A 17,350-nucleotide genomic window follows, 5' to 3' on the forward strand; every position below is an offset into this window, starting at 1 on the left:
TTTTTTAGTATTTTCATATTACAATAGAGAAATACTAAATTATAGAAAATTATTTAGTATTTCTATTTTAGGAGGTAGATTGATGAATAGTAAATATACCGATTTATTTGATATATTAATAAAATCTTACTATGATGGTAATTTTGATGAAACACTTAATAAAATAATTACTTGTCATGAAACATCCCCGCAAGAAACTTTTGAAATAATAACTTCTCTTTGTGGAGTAAAAGTTGATTTCGATAATAATTATGTTTATAACTTAAAAAAAGCAATAACTAATTATAATGTAAATAAAAAAATAGTTGAAAAGCTTGAATGCTCTGGTGCAAATTGCAATCCTGATACAGATAATACCTATGGGTGCCAAAGAGCTTGTCCATTTGATGCTATAAAGTTTGACTCTGATAAAAATTCAACCTTTATTGATAATGATGTATGCATTGATTGTGGTATTTGTGTTGATTCCTGTGCAAATGGTCGTATATTAGATAAGATAGAATTCTTGCCTGTTTTAGATTTATTAAAAAACAATAAAACTGTAATAGCTGCTGTTGCTCCTGCAATTATAGGACAATTTGGTAGTGATGTTACTATGGATCAACTTAGAGCGGCATTTATTAAAGTTGGATTTACAGATATGATTGAAGTTGCATTTGCTGCTGATATGCTAACTATAAAAGAAGCTGTAGAGTTTAATAAACATGTAAAAGATTCAAATGACTTAATGATAACTTCTTGTTGTTGTCCAATGTGGGTAGGAATGCTAAAAAAAGTTTATAAGGAGCTTGTTCCTAATCTTTCTCCATCAGTTTCTCCTATGATTGCCGCCGGTAGAGTAATTAAATCTCTTAATAAAGATGCAAAAGTTGTATTTGTTGGTCCTTGCATTGCAAAAAAAGCAGAAGCCAAAGAAAAAGATGTCGCTGGAGCAATTGATTTTGTTTTAACCTTCGAAGAACTAAATGATATATTTGAATCACTTGAAATTCATCCTAGAGATTTAAAAGGAATTCCTTCTATAGAATATACATCTAGAGGTGGAAGATTATACGCTCGTACTGGTGGTGTATCAATAGCTGTGGAAGAAGCTGTGGAAGAACTTTATCCTGAAAAAATTAAAAACTTTAAAGCTAGAAAAGCAGAAGGAGTTAAAGAATGTAAAGCAGTTCTTGAGGAAGCTTTAGCTGGCAATGCAAATGCAAGCTTTATTGAAGGTATGGGATGTGTTGGTGGATGTGTTGGTGGTCCTAAAATTTTAGTTCCTCCAGAAGAAGGTAAAAAAGCTGTTGATAACTTTGCATATGATGCATCAATAAAAGTACCTGTTCACAATAAAATTCTTGATGATGTTTTAGATAAATTAGGAATAAATTCATTAAGTGACTTTGAAGATCCTAAAAAAATAAGTATTTTAGAAAGAGATTTCTAAATTTTTATTAATGTAATTCATTTTCAAAGCAAAGTAAGAAAAGTTCAATCAAATAATAATTACTAGTAAATAAAAGGCTAAATATTCAATATTAACATTTAGCCTTTTAACTTATATTAACTAAATTAATATCTTAACTTAAATTAAATTTGTATTTTATAAAAATAAAAAGAGTAGCTAGGCTACTCTGTAATATAACATACTTTATTCTTAAAAGTAAAAACTGAAGCAATTATGTATAATACCATTGCTGGAATTGCTAATAATCCAGTTAACATATGTAAAGCTGAAGCTATTACCCCTAAAATATTTCCTACTGTTTTTGACTTTGCCTTTTTCATTTTTACTAATCCAATAATATTAGTAACTAGCATTACTACACCAAAACCATAGTATAATCCTACTGTAGCATCTGTAAACATCCATAATAACATTGTACCAGTAAGAACAGCTCCTAGTATGTCTCCAATAAAATTAAATGTGTTAATTGATAGTCTTTTATCCATTATCTATTTCCCCTTACACTATATACAATTTAGATTGTTAATTATTTAACTTGTACACTCTTAATATTATATATATCAATAAGTATTAAATCAATACTTAATTTAACTTTTTATTCAAAAGCTTATATTGTTTGTTTATTAACCCATTTTTTCCTTATATATTTATTTTATAACTAATTTTTAAATATAAATAAAAACACCATAAAAAGTTAAATATATCACAAAAAATCTAACATTTTTCAAATTAAATTTAAAAATTAATTCACTTAAAAGGCCATTTTTTACAAATCCCTATATTAATATTAAACAAAGTTTTAATTTTATTCATATATTATAATATCAATCAAATAAATTACCACACGAATGATTATGAGGTGAGTTACTATGAGTATAAAATCCAAAGAATATTTTCCACCTACTTCAAACTCAATATATATTTACAGAGGCCTTAATAATAGTTTGCTCAATTTTCAAAGTTCAGTAGATTATTTTGATAATAATAAGCTTCAAGTAAGATTTGATAATGGCATAAATAATGTAGTAAATATTTATGAATATGTTGATGATGGTGTTAAACTTTCCTTTCAAATTGACAATACTTATCCCCATCAAAATTTCTTAAACGAATCTAATAATATAGATAACTATTTAATAAAAGAACCAATTGTTCAAAATAATATTTGGCTTTTACCTGATGGAAGTAAGCGTTGTATTACCAATGTAGATATAAAAGTTAAAACACAACTAAACTTATTTTCTTCTGCTATAGAAATTGTTACTATATTTAAAAACAAATCTGATTTTTCTGTTGATTACTATGTAAAAGGCATAGGACTCGTTAAAAGCTTATATTATATAAAAAAAATAGGTTTTTTATATTGTGAACTTGAAGATATATTAGAAAATACTCCTTGCTTTAAAAATATTAAAATTTACTATCCTGATAAAAACTTAAATACTATTTGGTATTCCAATAGAAATTTAAATTACAATACTAATGAAGATATAACTTTAGGCTTATCTGAACTATTTAAAACCCCACCTAACGGACTACTTCCACTACTGAATCGCAACACAAAAATAAATAAACTATATTATAACCACCAACACAACTTTGCTCAAATAGATTTTAATAGTAATATAATAGAAAGTTTAAATACAAATTTAATAAATTATAAAATATTTTTTGATTGTATTTATAATACCCTAAAAGATTATTATAAAAACGAAAAAATATATATAACAATAGACAATCATTCTTATACAGACTATTTTTCTCCAATTATACCAACAGATAAAAATAAAATAATTGAATGGACAGTTCAAGATTGTAAATATCCTTTTACCTATTCAGTAAAAGAAAATGAATCATTAGTTGATATATCTAATAAATTTGATATTGACTATATTAAAATTTCTAAATTAAATAATATAAAAAATCCAAATAAAATTTCAAAAGGTCAAATACTTCAACTTTATTCATCTGGCATATATAAAGTAAAAGAAGGTGATTCTTTGGAATCTATATGTGAAATGTTTAATTTAAGTATTGATAAATTAATTAAATTTAATAATATATCAAATTTAAACCTTATTAAGACTGGCCAAAAAATTAAATTATGTTAAAAACAAGGTGGATATCACAATCCACCTTGTTTTTTTATTTTATGCTTCTGCACCTTCAAATTGGCTATTATAAAGATTAGCATAGAATCCATTCTTAGATAATAATTCTTCATGATTTCCTTGTTCTACTATATCTCCATCCTTCATAACAAGAATAAGATCAGCATCTCTAATAGTTGATAATCTATGTGCAATTATAAAACTTGTTCTTCCATGCATTAAATTATCCATAGCCCTTTGAATTAAAACTTCAGTTCTTGTATCAACAGAACTAGTTGCTTCATCTAATATTAATATCTTAGGATCGGCTAATATTGCACGAGCAATAGTTAATAATTGTTTTTGTCCTTGAGATACGTTGCTTGCTTCTTCATTAAGTTCCATATCATAACCATGTGGTAATGTTTTTATAAAGCTATGAACATGAGCTGCTTTTGCTGCTTCTTTAACTTCTTCATCTGTAGCATCTAATCTACCATAACGTAAGTTTTCCATTATAGTTCCATTAAATAGCCATGTATCTTGAAGAACCATACCAAACATTTTTCTTAAATCATTTCTTCTAAAATCCTTGATGTTATGTCCATCAATTAATATAGCACCATCATTAACATCATAAAATCTCATAAGAAGCTTAACCATTGTTGTCTTACCTGCCCCAGTCGGCCCTACTATAGCAACTCTTTGTCCTGGTTTTATATGAGCTGTAAAATCATTGATAATAGTTCTTTCTGGATTATATCCAAAATGAACATCCTTAAAATCAACTTTACCTTGAATAGTTTCAGTACTTACTGGATGCTCAACATCTAAAGTTTCTTCCTCTTCATCTAAGAATTCAAAAACCCTTTCAGCAGCAGCTGCTGTTGATTGAAGTACATTTGCTATTTGTGCAGTTTGAGCAATTGGTTGCATAAATGATCTTATATATTGAACAAAAGATAAAATATCTCCAACCTCAATTACTTTTTTAATAGTCAACCATCCACCAAGAATAGATACTATTACATAACCTAAGTTACCTACAAAAGTCATTATAGGCATCATCATCCCTGATAAAAATTGTGACTTCCATGCACTATTATAAAGGGTATCATTAAGCTCATTAAACTTATTAATTTCTCTTTCTTCTGCATTAAAAGCCTTCATTACATTATGCCCAGAGTAAACTTCTTCAACTTGACCATTAACATAACCTAAATATTCTTGTTGAGTTTTAAAATACTTTTGAGACTTTTTAATAACAAAAGCTATTAATCCTGCTGATACTGGCACTACGATTAATGAAGCTAAAGTCATTATCCAGTTTATTGAAAACATCATTATAAGAACACCAATAAGTGTAGTAGCTGACGTTAACATTTGAGATAAACTTTGATTTAAAGTTTGACTCACAGTATCAACATCATTAGTTACCCTTGATAATACTTCACCATGAGTTTTAGTATCAAAATATTTAAGAGGCATTCTATTAATCTTTTCTGATATTTGTTTTCTCATATTATAAGATACCTTTTGTGCAACTCCTGCCATTACCCAACCTTGTATTAATGAGAAAATTACACTAATTAAATACAATCCTACTAAAAATAAAATTATTTCCCCTATACGAGTAAAATTAATTCCCTCAGCATTAGTAGTTGTAACTTTTTTAACTAAACCATTAAATATTTCTGTAGTTGCTTCTCCTAATATTTTAGGTCCTACAATTGAAAATGCAGCTGAACCAATAGCAAATAATATAACTAATATTATTGATAATCTATAAGGCCTTAAATATTTCGTAAGAGTTTTCATAGTCTTTTTGAAATCCTTAGCCTTTTCGCCACCTCTTCTCATTCCACCCATTGGACCGCCACCCATAGGGCCTCTCATTTTATGCTTACTCATTTGAAAGCTCCTCCTTTGAAAGTTGTGATAGAGCTATTTGTTGATAAACTTCACAATTTTTCATAAGTTCTTTGTGAGTTCCTTTACCAACAACCTTACCTTCATCAAGAACTATAATTTGATTTGCATTCATTATAGTACTTATTCTTTGAGCAACAATTAAAAGTGTACTTTCTTTTAATTCAGTATTTATTGCTTTTCTAAGTTTAGCATCTGTTTTAAAATCTAGTGCAGAAAAACTATCATCAAATATAAATACTTCTGGTTTTTTAGCTATAGCACGAGCAATTGCTAATCTTTGTTTTTGTCCACCAGAAACATTTGTACCACCTTGAGCAATTTCTGTATTAAATCTTTCTTCCTTACTATTTATAAATTCCATTGCTTGAGCAATTTCAGATGCCTTTATCATATCCTCATCTGTTATATGTTCTCCACCATATTTTAAGTTACTTTCAATTGTTCCTGAGAATAATAATCCTTTTTGAGGAATAAATCCTATCTTTTCTCTTAAATCATGTTGAGATACATTTTTTATATTAACTCCATCAATTAATATTTCACCTTCTGTTGCGTCATAAAAACGAGGTATTAAATTAATTAATGTAGATTTACCACTACCTGTACTACCAATAAAAGCTGTAGTTTCTCCTGGGAAGGCTTTAAAACTAACATTAGTTATTACATCTTCATCTGCCCCTGGATATTTAAATGAAACATTTTTAAATTCAATAGTTCCCTTTTCTTCGTGATTGAACATTTCTAATTTATCTGCATCTTTAATTGCAACATCAACATTTAAAACTTCAGATACACGTTGAGCAGAAACCATTGCTCTTGGTAATATTACAGAAACCATTGATATCATTAAAAAGGCCATAATTATTTGCATAGTATATTGCATGAAAGCCATCATTGTTCCAACCTGCATTACACCTTCATCAATTCTATGAGAACCAACCCATACAATCAATAAAGTTATTGCATTCATGATAAACATCATTAGTGGCATCATTATTGTCATAATTCTATTAACAAAAAGATTTGTTTTAGTTAAATTCCTGTTAGCAATTTCAAACTTTTCTTCCTCATACTTTTGAGTACTAAAAGCACGAATAACAAGCATACCAGTTAAACTTTCTCTTGTAACAAGATTTAATCTATCAACAAGCTTTTGTACACTCTTAAACTTTGGCATAGCAAAACTAAATAAAATAACTACTAAAAGTAATATAGATATTACCGCAACACCAATTATCCATCCCATTGATGCTCCTGTATTAATAACCTTAACCACACCACCAATACCTAAAATAGGTGCATAAAATACAATTCTTAATCCCATTACAACAAGCATAATAATTTGTTGTATATCATTTGTTGTTCTTGTAATAAGTGATGCTGTTGAAAATTCATCAAATTCAGTATTTGAAAATCCTACAACTTTATTAAATACATCTTTTCTTAAATTTCTACCAAGTGCAGCTCCAACTCTTGCAGCAATAAAACTTACAACAACTGTAGCTATCATACTAATTAAAGCAATACCAATCATCTTTATTCCGGCAATAATTACATAATTAGATTGAAGCCTATTAGTATTAATTCCAACATCCTTATATTGTTCTTTTACAAAAGTAGTGGCCGCTTGAGTAATCATACTCTCTGGCATCTCTGCTAATTTTTCGTCTACAGTTGATACTAAAGCATCAATTTTTTCTTGTGGCATCATTCTTAGCATTTCAAAAGAATCTTTATCAGTTGGAATTTCACTTGGAGCAACTGGCATATCCATACCTGGAATAGAAGTTAATCCATTTGCTTCTACCATTGAAACAATAATCATTGGCTTTCCAAATATATCATTCAACTTGTCTAAGTTTTCTTCTTTCTTAGTATTTAATTTATAAATATTTTCATTTTTTAATTCTGGATAACTTTTTAAGTACTTACTATATTCATCATTAGTCAAATTATCTTTATTCAATAAAATATAATTATCCTTAACAAAATTAATTTCATCACTCTTCATGAAAATAAATAACTTTTCCATCTCAGATAATTTAATAACCTTTGGCACAGCATTTTCCACTCCACCTTGTTGTATTCCAACATTAACTATATTAGACATATAGTCAGGTAATGATAAATCACAGATAGCTTGAACAAATAAAAGAGCTATTGCAATTATCATTGAACCAATAAAGGGCTTTAAATGTTTTAATAAATTAAGCATGGGTTCTTCCCTCCTTATTTTAATCTCATATATTTATATTTTTAAAATAATTATATTTTTATAACTATTCTCTGTCAATATAATTTGTTACTTTTTTATAATAATTATATTTTTATAACTAAATATTGTAAACTATTTTTTAATAGATTATAATATTATCGATTAATATTAAATGGAGGTTAATATGACTACTTTAAACTTAAGCGACATATCAGATAATTTATATTTATTATTATTTTCTCTCAATAAACATATTTTTAATCCTAGTGTTCTTACAAAAAAATTTAATATTCCACATTCACATATAAAAGTACTTTTTTACCTAATTCATAATGATACAATTTCTATTTCTAAGATGGCAAAAGAACTTTGCATATCTAAACCTAATATGACACCTATTATTGATAAATTAGTAGAGGAAGGTCTTGTTAGTAGAGATTATGATAGTACTGATAGAAGAGTTATTTTAATAAAAACTACTCCTAAAGCTTTAGAAATTTTAAAAGAAGGTCAGGAATATATTAAAGAAGTAATAAAAGAAAAACTTGAGCCTTTAAATAAAGAAGATATAATTACGCTATCAACTTCTTTAGACTCATTATTAACAATAATAAAGAAATTTTAAAATTAAATAATAAAAAATAAAAGCTCACCTTGATATTTATCAAAGTGAACTTTTTTAAATTATATAAATATAAATTTTAATACAAATACTAATCCAACTACTACTGTAGCTAAACTAATTTCTTTTGCTCTAGCTGAGAATAATTTTAATAATATATATGATACAACACCAAATACTATACCATCAGATATTGAATATGAAAATGGCATCATTATTATTGTTAAAAACGCTGGAATTGCCTCTGTATAATCTTCTAAATTTAATTCTTTTATATTTTCAATCATAAATAATCCAACAATAACTAAAACTGAAGCTGTAACTGCTGAAGTAATTACACCAAATATAGGTGATAAGAATAAAGCTAAGAAGAACATAAATGCTGTAGATACTGCTGTTAATCCAGTTCTTCCCCCTTCTGCTACACCTGATGCACTTTCAACAAAAGTACTAACTGTGCTTGTTCCAAGACATGCACCAACTGTTGTTCCAACAGCATCTGCAAAAAGAGCCTTTTTAATATTTGGAACCTTTCCATTTTTATCTAACATATTTGCTTTAGTTGCTACACCAACTAAAGTTCCTATAGTATCAAACATATCCATAAATAGTAATGTAAATAATACTATTACCATATCCCATGAGAATATATTATGCCATTCAAATTGCATAAATGTTGAGCTTATTGATGGTGGCATACTAAATATTTTATTTGGAAGATCTATTACTCCCATTGGTATTCCTATAGCTGCTGTTATTATCATACCTAAAAATAATGCGCCTTTAACTTTTCTTGCTACTAATATTCCTGTAATAACTATCCCTATAATTGCTAAAAGTCCTGCACCTGAAGTGATATTTCCTAAAGCAACTATAGTTCCTCCATCTTCTGGATGAACAACTATTCCTGCCCCTTCAAGACCAAGTAATGCTATAAATAATCCTATTCCAACTGATATTGCTCTTTTAATATTTACTGGAATTGAATCAACAATAGCTTCTCTTACATTAAATACTGTTAATAATATGAATATTAATCCTTCTAATAAAACTGCTGTTAATGCAAATTGATATGAATATCCCATTGATAAAACTACTGTATATGCAAAGAAAGCATTTAATCCCATACCAGGAGCTTGAGCAAAAGGTAATTTTGCATATAATCCCATTACTAAAGTTGCAATTATTGATGATAATGCAGTTGCTGTAAATACTGCTCCTGAATCCATACCTGCTGCCGATAAAATCGAAGGATTTACTATTAATATATATGCCATGGTCATAAATGTAGTAATTCCCGCTATAAATTCTGTCCTAACATCGGTATTATTTTCTTTAAGCTTAAAGAAATTATTTAAAAAATTATTCATAAAATATAATCTCCTTTTATCTTTCGTTACTTAAACTTCTAATTATGTAACGAGGTTACTTTTATATAATAACAGAAATTTTTAAAATGCCAATAGTTTTTACGAACATTTTTTTCATTTTTTTATATTTCGTTCATGAATATTTTCTTTTATATTTATTTTTATATTTTGTTGTCGATAAATATAATATTCACCAAAAATAAGAAAAAATTTTTTAATTTACTTTTTTTCAAAAAGTAGTATAATATCTATATTAATTGCAAATTATTATCATTTGATTTTAGGAGGTCAAGCTATGAAATTTAAATTTCCAAAACTGATAACGTTACTTATTTCAACATCACTATTATTTGTTGGATGTAATAAACCAAGTTCAAATACAGCTAATATAAATAATAATGATGATTCTTTAAATATAGTAACTTCTTTTTATCCATTGTACATATCAACAATAAATATTACAAAAGATGTTCCAAATGTTAATGTTATAAATATGACTAAGTCTCAAACAGGATGTTTACACGATTATCAACTTACTCCACAAGATTTAAAAACTTTAGAAAAAGCAGATATTCTTGTTATAAACGGTGCTGGAATGGAATCTTTCCTAGATAGTATTATTTCACAATATCCTAATCTTCAAATAATTGATGCTACTAAAGGACTTAATTTATTAGAAGATGATAGTCATAGCCATCATGAACATAATCACGATGAAGATCATGAACATTTAGACCATGATACTTATGAACATAATGCACATGTTTGGGTAAGCGTAAGCGGTAATATAGAAGAAGTTGAAAATATTTCTTCTCAACTTGAAATATTAAATCCTGAAAATAAAGCTTCTTATGAAGCAAATACTAATGCTTACGTTTCTAAGTTAGAAGACTTAAAAAATGAGATGCATACAGAACTAGATAATTTACCAAATAGGGATATAATCACATTCCATGAAGCATTTCCTTACTTTGCAAAAGAATTTAACTTAAATATTGCAGGTGTTATAGAAATAGAGCCTGACTCTGAACCATCAGCAAAAGAAATTGAAGAAATAATAAATACTGTAAAAACAAAAAATATAAAATCTTTATTTACAGAACCTCAATACTCTTCAAAAGTTGCTAAAACTATAGCTGATGAAACTGGTTCTACAGTTTATGAATTAGACCCTATAGTAACTGGAGATTCTATTCCTAATGCTTATGACGATTATATAAATAAAATGAAAAAAAATCTTGAAATATTAAAAGAGGCGTTGAAATGATAAAAAAAGCTAACTTTAATAAAAATAATAATTGCAATAATTTTTGTTGCACAAAAATAGAAAACTTTTCTGTTACTATTGGTAACAATGAAATCCTTAAAGACGTAAATCTCCATATTCATTGTGGAGAACTTACGTCTATAATTGGACCAAACGGTGCTGGTAAAAGTACATTGCTTAAAGCCTTACTTGGAGAAATTAAACATTCGGGAAGCCTAAATTTTATGGGACAAAATGATAATAAATATAATCAACCTATAATTGGCTATGTTCCTCAGTACTTAACCTTTGATAAGGACACTCCTATCAGTGTACTTGATTTATTTGTTTGCTGTAAGACTTCTATCCCTGCATGGCTTAAACCAAGCAAAAAAATTAGAGAAAATGTATTAGAAAGTTTAAAAAGAGTAAAAGTTCCTCACTTAATAGATAGACGCCTTGGAGCCTTATCTGGTGGAGAACTCCAAAGAGTTTTACTTGCTCTTGCACTTGATCCAATTCCTAACATATTACTATTAGACGAACCTGTATCAGGTGTAGATCAAAATGGATTAGAATTATTTTATGAAATACTTATGGATATAAAAAATAATTATGATTTATCAATTATCTTAGTTTCTCATGATTTAGATTTAGTTTATAAATATTCTGACCGTGTAGCACTTGTAAATGGTACAATAGTTTGCTCTGGAACTCCAAAACAAGTTTTTAATAATCCTGCTACACAAAAAATATTTGGATTATCATTAAATCATTCTAAGGAAGACTCATCTAAAACAGGAGGCATTTAAGATATGTTTGATTATATATACAACTTTATTGATTTAATATTACCATTTAAATGGTTATCCTTTGATTTTATGAAAAATGCTTTTTTAGCAATTTTAATAGTTACTCCTCTTTTTGGAATTTTAAGCACAATGGTTGTTAGTAATAAAATGTCCTTCTTTGCTGATTCATTAGGACATGGAGCTTTTACTGGAATAGCTATTGGAATTCTTTTAGGTGGACTTGACCCAATGTGGGGAGCAACACTTTTTTCAGTTTGCTTTGCAATATCAATTACAATAATAAAAAATAAAGGAACCTCCTCTACTGATACAATAATTGGAGTTTTTTCTTCAACTGCAATAGCGTTGGGGTTAGTCCTTATGAGCTTTTCTAGTAGCTTGAGCAAATTCTCATCTTACTTAGTTGGAGATTTACTTAGCATAAATAAAAATGAAATTATTTTATTACTTATTGTCTTTATTGTAGTTATGATACTTTGGACATTAATATTTAATAAATTAATCATAACAAGCTTAAATATATCCCTTGCAAATAGCCGTGGAATGAATACTTTATTAATAGAAATTATATTTACTTGCACTATAGCTGTTATAGTTACTTTAACTGTAAGATGGGTTGGTTTACTTATAATAAACTCACTTTTAGTTTTACCAGCAGCTGCATCTCGTAACATTTCTAAAAATGTTCGTCAATACCACTTATTTTCTGTTTTGATTGCTATATTTTCAGGTATTACAGGATTAATAATTTCTTATTACTTAAATACTGTTACAGGTGCAACAATTGTTATTATATCATCTATAATATTCTTTATAACTTTAATTGCTAGACGTAAATTTGTATAATTTAAACAGTTATGGAGGCATTACATTGGATAATGAAATTAACTTTAATGATATACTTAAATCAAAGAGATTAAAAGTAACTAAACATAGAACTTCAGTACTTCAGATATTATCTAAAAGTAAACAGCCACTTAGTGCTGAAGAAATTTATTTAAAGCTAAAAGAAAATTCAATTTCTATAAATTTATCATCAATTTATAAAATTTTAGATTCCTTTTCTAATAAGAATGTAATTTCTAAATGTATCTTAGGTGATGATAATAAAACTTCATATGAAATTAATACATCTTCTCATAAACATCATTTAATTTGCAAACAATGCAAGGAGGTTTTCCCACTAAACGATTGCCCTCTATGTGTTTATGAAAAACATTTGAAAAGAGATATGGATTTTGATGTAACTGAACACCGCCTTGAAATTTACGGCTATTGTAAAAACTGCAAAAAAAATGACTAATGTGAATAAATCTCCATTAGTCATTTTTTATTTGTTATTTATTTAATAGCCCCATTTTATAAATAGTTGTGTGATTATACTCTTGTCCTGCTTCTAATATAACATTAGGAAAGCCTGTATGATGTAAACTGTCTGGAAAATATTGAGTTTCTAAACATAAACCTTGTCTTTTTCTATATCTTGCTCCACCCTTTCCAACTTCATTTTCATCTAAAAAGTTACCTGTATAAAATTGTACTCCTGGCTTTGTAGTAAATACTTCTAAAGTTCTTCCACTCTTTTCTTCAATAACTTCTGCAATCTTTTTTAATTCACCTGTATAATCGTCAATAATCCAATTATGATCATATCCATTTCCAATAATTAATTGATCATATTCTTTATCTATATCTAATCCGATATACTTTAATTCACTAAAGTCCATTGGTGTTTCTAATATATTTCTTATTTCACCAGTTGGTATGCTTTCACTATCTACCTCAGTTATATTTTTTGAATAAATTCTAAGCTTATGATCTAAAATATCGCCAGAAGCATGTCCATTTAAATTAAAATATGAATGGTTAGTTAAATTTAAAACTGTATCCTTATCAGACTTACCATAATAATTAATAACTAACTCATTTTCTTTTGTTAATTTATATTCAACTATAACTTGTAAATTGCCAGGATAATTTTCTTCTCCATCTTTACTTAAATAGGATAATTTTAAATATTCTCCATCTTCATCACTTACAATTTCAGAATCCCATACTGCTTTATTAAATCCATTAATTCCACCATGAAGATGATTATTACCATTATTTTTTGCAAGATTATATTTTACTCCACCTAATTCAATTTCAGCTCTTCCAATTCTATTAGCATAACGTCCAACAACAGAACCAAAATATGTTGTAGTAGTTTTATAATCTTCAAAATTATCATAACCTAAAACAATATCGTCAATATTTCCAAATCTATCCTTTGCAAATATTGATAATATGATGCACCCATAGTTTGTAACTTTTACGGTTGTATCATCATTATTTAATGTATAAACATAAATTTCTTTATTATCAATTTTACCTAATAGTTCTTCTCTTTTTACTCTCATAGTTAATCCATTGCTAATAATCTATAAATATATATGAATGTTATTTAATCTTATAGATTTATAACAACAGTCACCTCCCTCTATTAATATAATTTATACCATATTAATTATATCAATGATACTAACCTCAGTAAACATTACCATACTACTTTATTAACTCATCTGCTTTAAGAATTTTATCTAATTGATTAACAATTTCATCAATATCTTCTAATATTGTATTATCACATTTTGATATATCATTAATTAGCTTTTCAACATTTTGAAGTAAATTCTTAGGTTTTTTCTTACATGTGTTATTAACTATATTTAAAATTCTTTTTTCTCCTGGATGCGGAATTTCATTTATAGCAAATATAATATCAAAATAACTATCTAAAAATGCAGATATTCTATTATTTAGATTTACTATATCTTTTCTATTTACAGCTTTTTCTATTTGTTTATAGTATGAAGAAAAATTATTTTTTAATATAGGATAATTTTTATTAACTATATTTCTTTTAAGTTTATTTGGATAATCTATTGTATATTTTTTCTTAAAATCATTAAATTCACTATTTTTATCAAAAACTACTGATGAATTAATTACATTATGCCAAAAACAAGTTGTATATCCAATAGATGCATTATTATATTCTAAAACATTTTTTAATTGGATTTTTAACCAGCTAAAATCAAAATAAGTTATATCAACTTGTATTGATGAATTTCTTAATATAAATTCATCAGAATCACCCCAAAAAGTATTATTTATCTCCATTATATCAGAAAATTTATTTGCAATAGATTTTCTTTTTTCAACTGGTATATTTCTTTTAGTAATTACATTTATATCAATATCTGAATAGGTATCCTTTCTTCCACTAGCACATGAACCAGCCAGTGTTATTGCAACTACTTCATCTAACCTTTTAAATTCATTAACTATTTGATAAACAGTCATATTCATTCCCATAAGCTTACCCCCTTTTTATTAGCCTGAATATAATATAGAATGTAACCATTTAGATAAGTTACATTCTACATTAATTTATTCTACTATTTATAAATTTAGTCTACTTCTTTATTAATACCTTTATAGACTTTGCAGCAACATTTACTGTATTACCATTAATCTTTTCAATTGACTTTATTCCTGCATTTTTATCATCAACAAAAACTTCCCACTCTTCTTCATTAAGTTTTACCTTTTGTTCTGTATCATTTGCATTTATTATAACTGCTATTTTAGAACACTTGTCATCTATATTCTTAGAATCTATTATATATGCAACTAAATTGTCAGCTTCAAAGTCCTTTTCATTTTTTAAGAAATGAATATTTTTTTGTATATCTTTATTTGTATTCATTCTAAATGCCTTATACTCTTTTCTTAATGCAATTAATCCCTTATAATATTCAACTAATTCTTTATATTCAACTTTTCTATCCCAACAAATTTTATTTACTTTATCAGATGAATTAAAGCTATTTTCAACAAACTCTCCATTTTCATCAACCTTAGTTCTTGCCATTTCTTCTCCAGCATGTACAAAGCTCATTCCTTGAGATGTAAGTATTATTCCTGCTATTAATTTATTCATTTTTATTAATTCACTCTTACTAGCTTCTGGTGATACTACTTGAAGCTTATCCCACAAAGTATAATTATCATGTGCAGATGCATAATTTACTGTTTGATAAGGTTCATTAGCCCAAAAATAATTTGAATATAAAATATCATTTTTATCTACTTCATCATGCATTGTTGATGCAACAATAGCAAATTTTATTGTTTCTTCCAATCCATCCTTACCATTAGCAAATCCTGCTTCTTCTTCGTAGAAAACATGCCCCCTTACTCCATCTCTACAATCATCACTAAATGCTGCTATTTGTAAATCTCCAAATTTATAAGTATTTTTCTTTACAGCAGAATTGCTTTCATTTAAAGGACTTGGTCCACCCATCCATCCTTCACCATAAATAATTATAGTTGGATCTATTTTATTTAACTCTTCCCTTATTAACTTCATAGTTTCAATATCATGTATTCCCATTAAATCAAATCTAAATCCATCAATATGATATTCCTTAGCCCAATATACTACTGAATCTACCATATATCTTCTAAACATATATCTATCTGATGCTGTTTCATTACCACAAGCTGATGCATCACTATAGCTTCCATCTTCATTTTGTCTATAATAATATTTAGGAACAGCCTTATTTAAACAAGATTCTAAGTTAAATGTATGATTATAAACAACATCCATTACTACTCTTATTCCAGAATCATGTAAAGCCTTTACCATTTCCTTAAATTCTCTTATTCTAACATCTGCTAAATAAGGATTTGTTGAGTAAGAACCTTCAGGTACATTATAATTTTCAGGATCATATCCCCAGTTAAATTGAGGTTCATCAAGCTTTGTTTCATCTACTGATCCATAATCAAATGCTGGTAACAAATGAACATGTGTAAATCCCATATCTTTTATATGATTTAATGCTGTTTTAACTTTAGTTCCAGTAATATTGGTATTAATTTCAGTAAGCCCCTTAAATTTCCCCCTAAACTCTTCTTTTACACCTGAAGTTTCATCTATAGTTAAATCTCTTATATGCGCTTCATATATTATAGAATCTGTAGGCGACTTTAATTCTGGTTTTTTATCTTCTTCCCATCCCTTTGGATTAGTAGTAGATAAATCAATTACCATTCCACGTTTACCATTAACACATACTGCCTTAGCATATGGATCAACAACTTCACTTACTTTTCCATCTATAGTAACTAAATAATTATAATATTGTCCATTTAAGTCTCCATCAATTTCTATTTCCCAAGTTCCATTTATTCCTTTATGCATATTATAACTTTGAATTGGTTTACAATCATACTCGTATCCATTATTACCATATAACACTAAATCAACATTATCTGCTACTGGTGTCCATAAAATAAATTTACTTTTATCTTTAAAATAAACTACTCCTAGTTCTCCATCATAATTATATAATTTGTCAAATTCATCATTAAATATTAGTTTCTCAGTCATTTTTTTCATCTCCCCTTAATTAATACCATATATATTAAACACACCTACGGAATCGTTACCATTAATGTTTTTAATATAATTATTTTATACTAAATTTCATTTTATATCTATAAAAATAATTATATTTAATAAAATTTTAATCTTATAGAAAATTAATAAAGTCA

The 17,350-nt window shown here is 27.1% G+C and carries 14 protein-coding genes; 7 read left to right on the forward strand and 7 right to left on the reverse strand.

The window, feature by feature from the left end; all coding sequences use genetic code 11:
- Window positions 1-82: 82 nt before the first annotated feature.
- A complete protein-coding gene (locus tag QZ321_RS06275) occupies window positions 83-1,432 on the forward strand; it encodes a [Fe-Fe] hydrogenase large subunit C-terminal domain-containing protein (protein WP_291747020.1) in 1,350 nt (449 codons plus the stop codon).
- 182 nt (window positions 1,433-1,614) lie between these two features.
- Here QZ321_RS06275 and QZ321_RS06280 read toward each other — a convergent pair whose 3' ends face one another.
- Window positions 1,615-1,938 (reverse strand): hypothetical protein, encoded by a 324-nt coding sequence (locus tag QZ321_RS06280; protein ID WP_291740688.1) that lies wholly within the window; start codon window positions 1,936-1,938, stop codon window positions 1,615-1,617.
- Between the two features lie 384 nt (window positions 1,939-2,322).
- Between QZ321_RS06280 and QZ321_RS06285 the strand changes: the two genes are divergently transcribed.
- Complete coding sequence (locus tag QZ321_RS06285) at window positions 2,323-3,564, forward strand: LysM peptidoglycan-binding domain-containing protein (protein ID WP_291740686.1); 1,242 nt, start codon at window positions 2,323-2,325, stop codon at window positions 3,562-3,564.
- A 39-nt stretch (window positions 3,565-3,603) separates the two neighbouring features.
- Here the strand turns inward: QZ321_RS06285 and QZ321_RS06290 are convergent, their stop codons facing one another.
- Entirely contained in the window at window positions 3,604-5,454 is a 1,851-nt protein-coding gene (locus QZ321_RS06290; protein WP_291747023.1) for an ABC transporter ATP-binding protein, read from the reverse strand.
- The gene (locus QZ321_RS06295) at window positions 5,447-7,690 is read right to left on the reverse strand and encodes an ABC transporter ATP-binding protein (protein WP_291747026.1); all 2,244 of its coding nucleotides are present in this window, start codon (window positions 7,688-7,690) and stop codon (window positions 5,447-5,449) included. Before QZ321_RS06295 ends, QZ321_RS06290 begins: the two co-directional genes overlap by 8 nt.
- Window positions 7,691-7,874: 184 nt before the next feature.
- Here QZ321_RS06295 and QZ321_RS06300 point away from each other — a divergent pair, with 184 nt between their 5' ends.
- Entirely contained in the window at window positions 7,875-8,315 is a 441-nt protein-coding gene (locus tag QZ321_RS06300; RefSeq protein WP_291747029.1) for a MarR family transcriptional regulator, read from the forward strand.
- A gap of 59 nt (window positions 8,316-8,374) precedes the next feature.
- On the opposite strand, the gene QZ321_RS06305 is transcribed toward QZ321_RS06300, so the two are convergent.
- Window positions 8,375-9,682 (reverse strand): NCS2 family permease, encoded by a 1,308-nt coding sequence (locus tag QZ321_RS06305; RefSeq protein ID WP_291739824.1) that lies wholly within the window; start codon window positions 9,680-9,682, stop codon window positions 8,375-8,377.
- A gap of 295 nt (window positions 9,683-9,977) precedes the next feature.
- Here QZ321_RS06305 and QZ321_RS06310 point away from each other — a divergent pair, with 295 nt between their 5' ends.
- From QZ321_RS06310 to QZ321_RS06325, 4 genes are read left to right on the forward strand one after another with little or no spacing between them, the layout of a single operon-like run.
- Complete coding sequence (locus QZ321_RS06310; RefSeq protein WP_291747032.1) at window positions 9,978-10,949, forward strand: metal ABC transporter substrate-binding protein; 972 nt, start codon at window positions 9,978-9,980, stop codon at window positions 10,947-10,949.
- On the forward strand, window positions 10,946-11,740 hold the full coding sequence (locus QZ321_RS06315; RefSeq protein ID WP_291739827.1) for a metal ABC transporter ATP-binding protein: 795 nt from the start codon (window positions 10,946-10,948) through the stop codon (window positions 11,738-11,740). Before QZ321_RS06310 ends, QZ321_RS06315 begins: the two co-directional genes overlap by 4 nt.
- Window positions 11,741-11,743: 3 nt before the next feature.
- The gene (locus QZ321_RS06320) at window positions 11,744-12,586 is read left to right on the forward strand and encodes a metal ABC transporter permease (protein ID WP_291747034.1); all 843 of its coding nucleotides are present in this window, start codon (window positions 11,744-11,746) and stop codon (window positions 12,584-12,586) included.
- 25 nt (window positions 12,587-12,611) lie between these two features.
- A complete protein-coding gene (locus tag QZ321_RS06325; RefSeq protein WP_291747037.1) occupies window positions 12,612-13,043 on the forward strand; it encodes a Fur family transcriptional regulator in 432 nt (143 codons plus the stop codon).
- A gap of 34 nt (window positions 13,044-13,077) precedes the next feature.
- On the opposite strand, the gene QZ321_RS06330 is transcribed toward QZ321_RS06325, so the two are convergent.
- The 3 genes from QZ321_RS06330 to pulA all read right to left on the reverse strand — a co-directional run bounded on the left by QZ321_RS06330 (window position 13,078) and on the right by pulA (window position 17,186).
- A complete protein-coding gene (locus tag QZ321_RS06330; protein ID WP_291747039.1) occupies window positions 13,078-14,139 on the reverse strand; it encodes an aldose epimerase family protein in 1,062 nt (353 codons plus the stop codon).
- Window positions 14,140-14,284: 145 nt separating this feature from the next.
- A complete protein-coding gene (locus tag QZ321_RS06335; RefSeq protein WP_291747041.1) occupies window positions 14,285-15,097 on the reverse strand; it encodes a nucleotidyltransferase domain-containing protein in 813 nt (270 codons plus the stop codon).
- Window positions 15,098-15,197: 100 nt separating this feature from the next.
- Window positions 15,198-17,186 carry a type I pullulanase gene (gene pulA / locus QZ321_RS06340; RefSeq protein WP_291747043.1) on the reverse strand — a complete coding sequence of 663 codons (1,989 nt, stop codon included), beginning with the start codon at window positions 17,184-17,186 and terminating at the stop codon, window positions 15,198-15,200.
- Window positions 17,187-17,350: the final 164 nt, after the last annotated feature.

It is taken from the genome of uncultured Clostridium sp. (genome assembly GCF_910588715.1).
In the GTDB taxonomy this organism is placed as follows: Bacteria; Bacillota; Clostridia; order Clostridiales; family Clostridiaceae; genus Clostridium.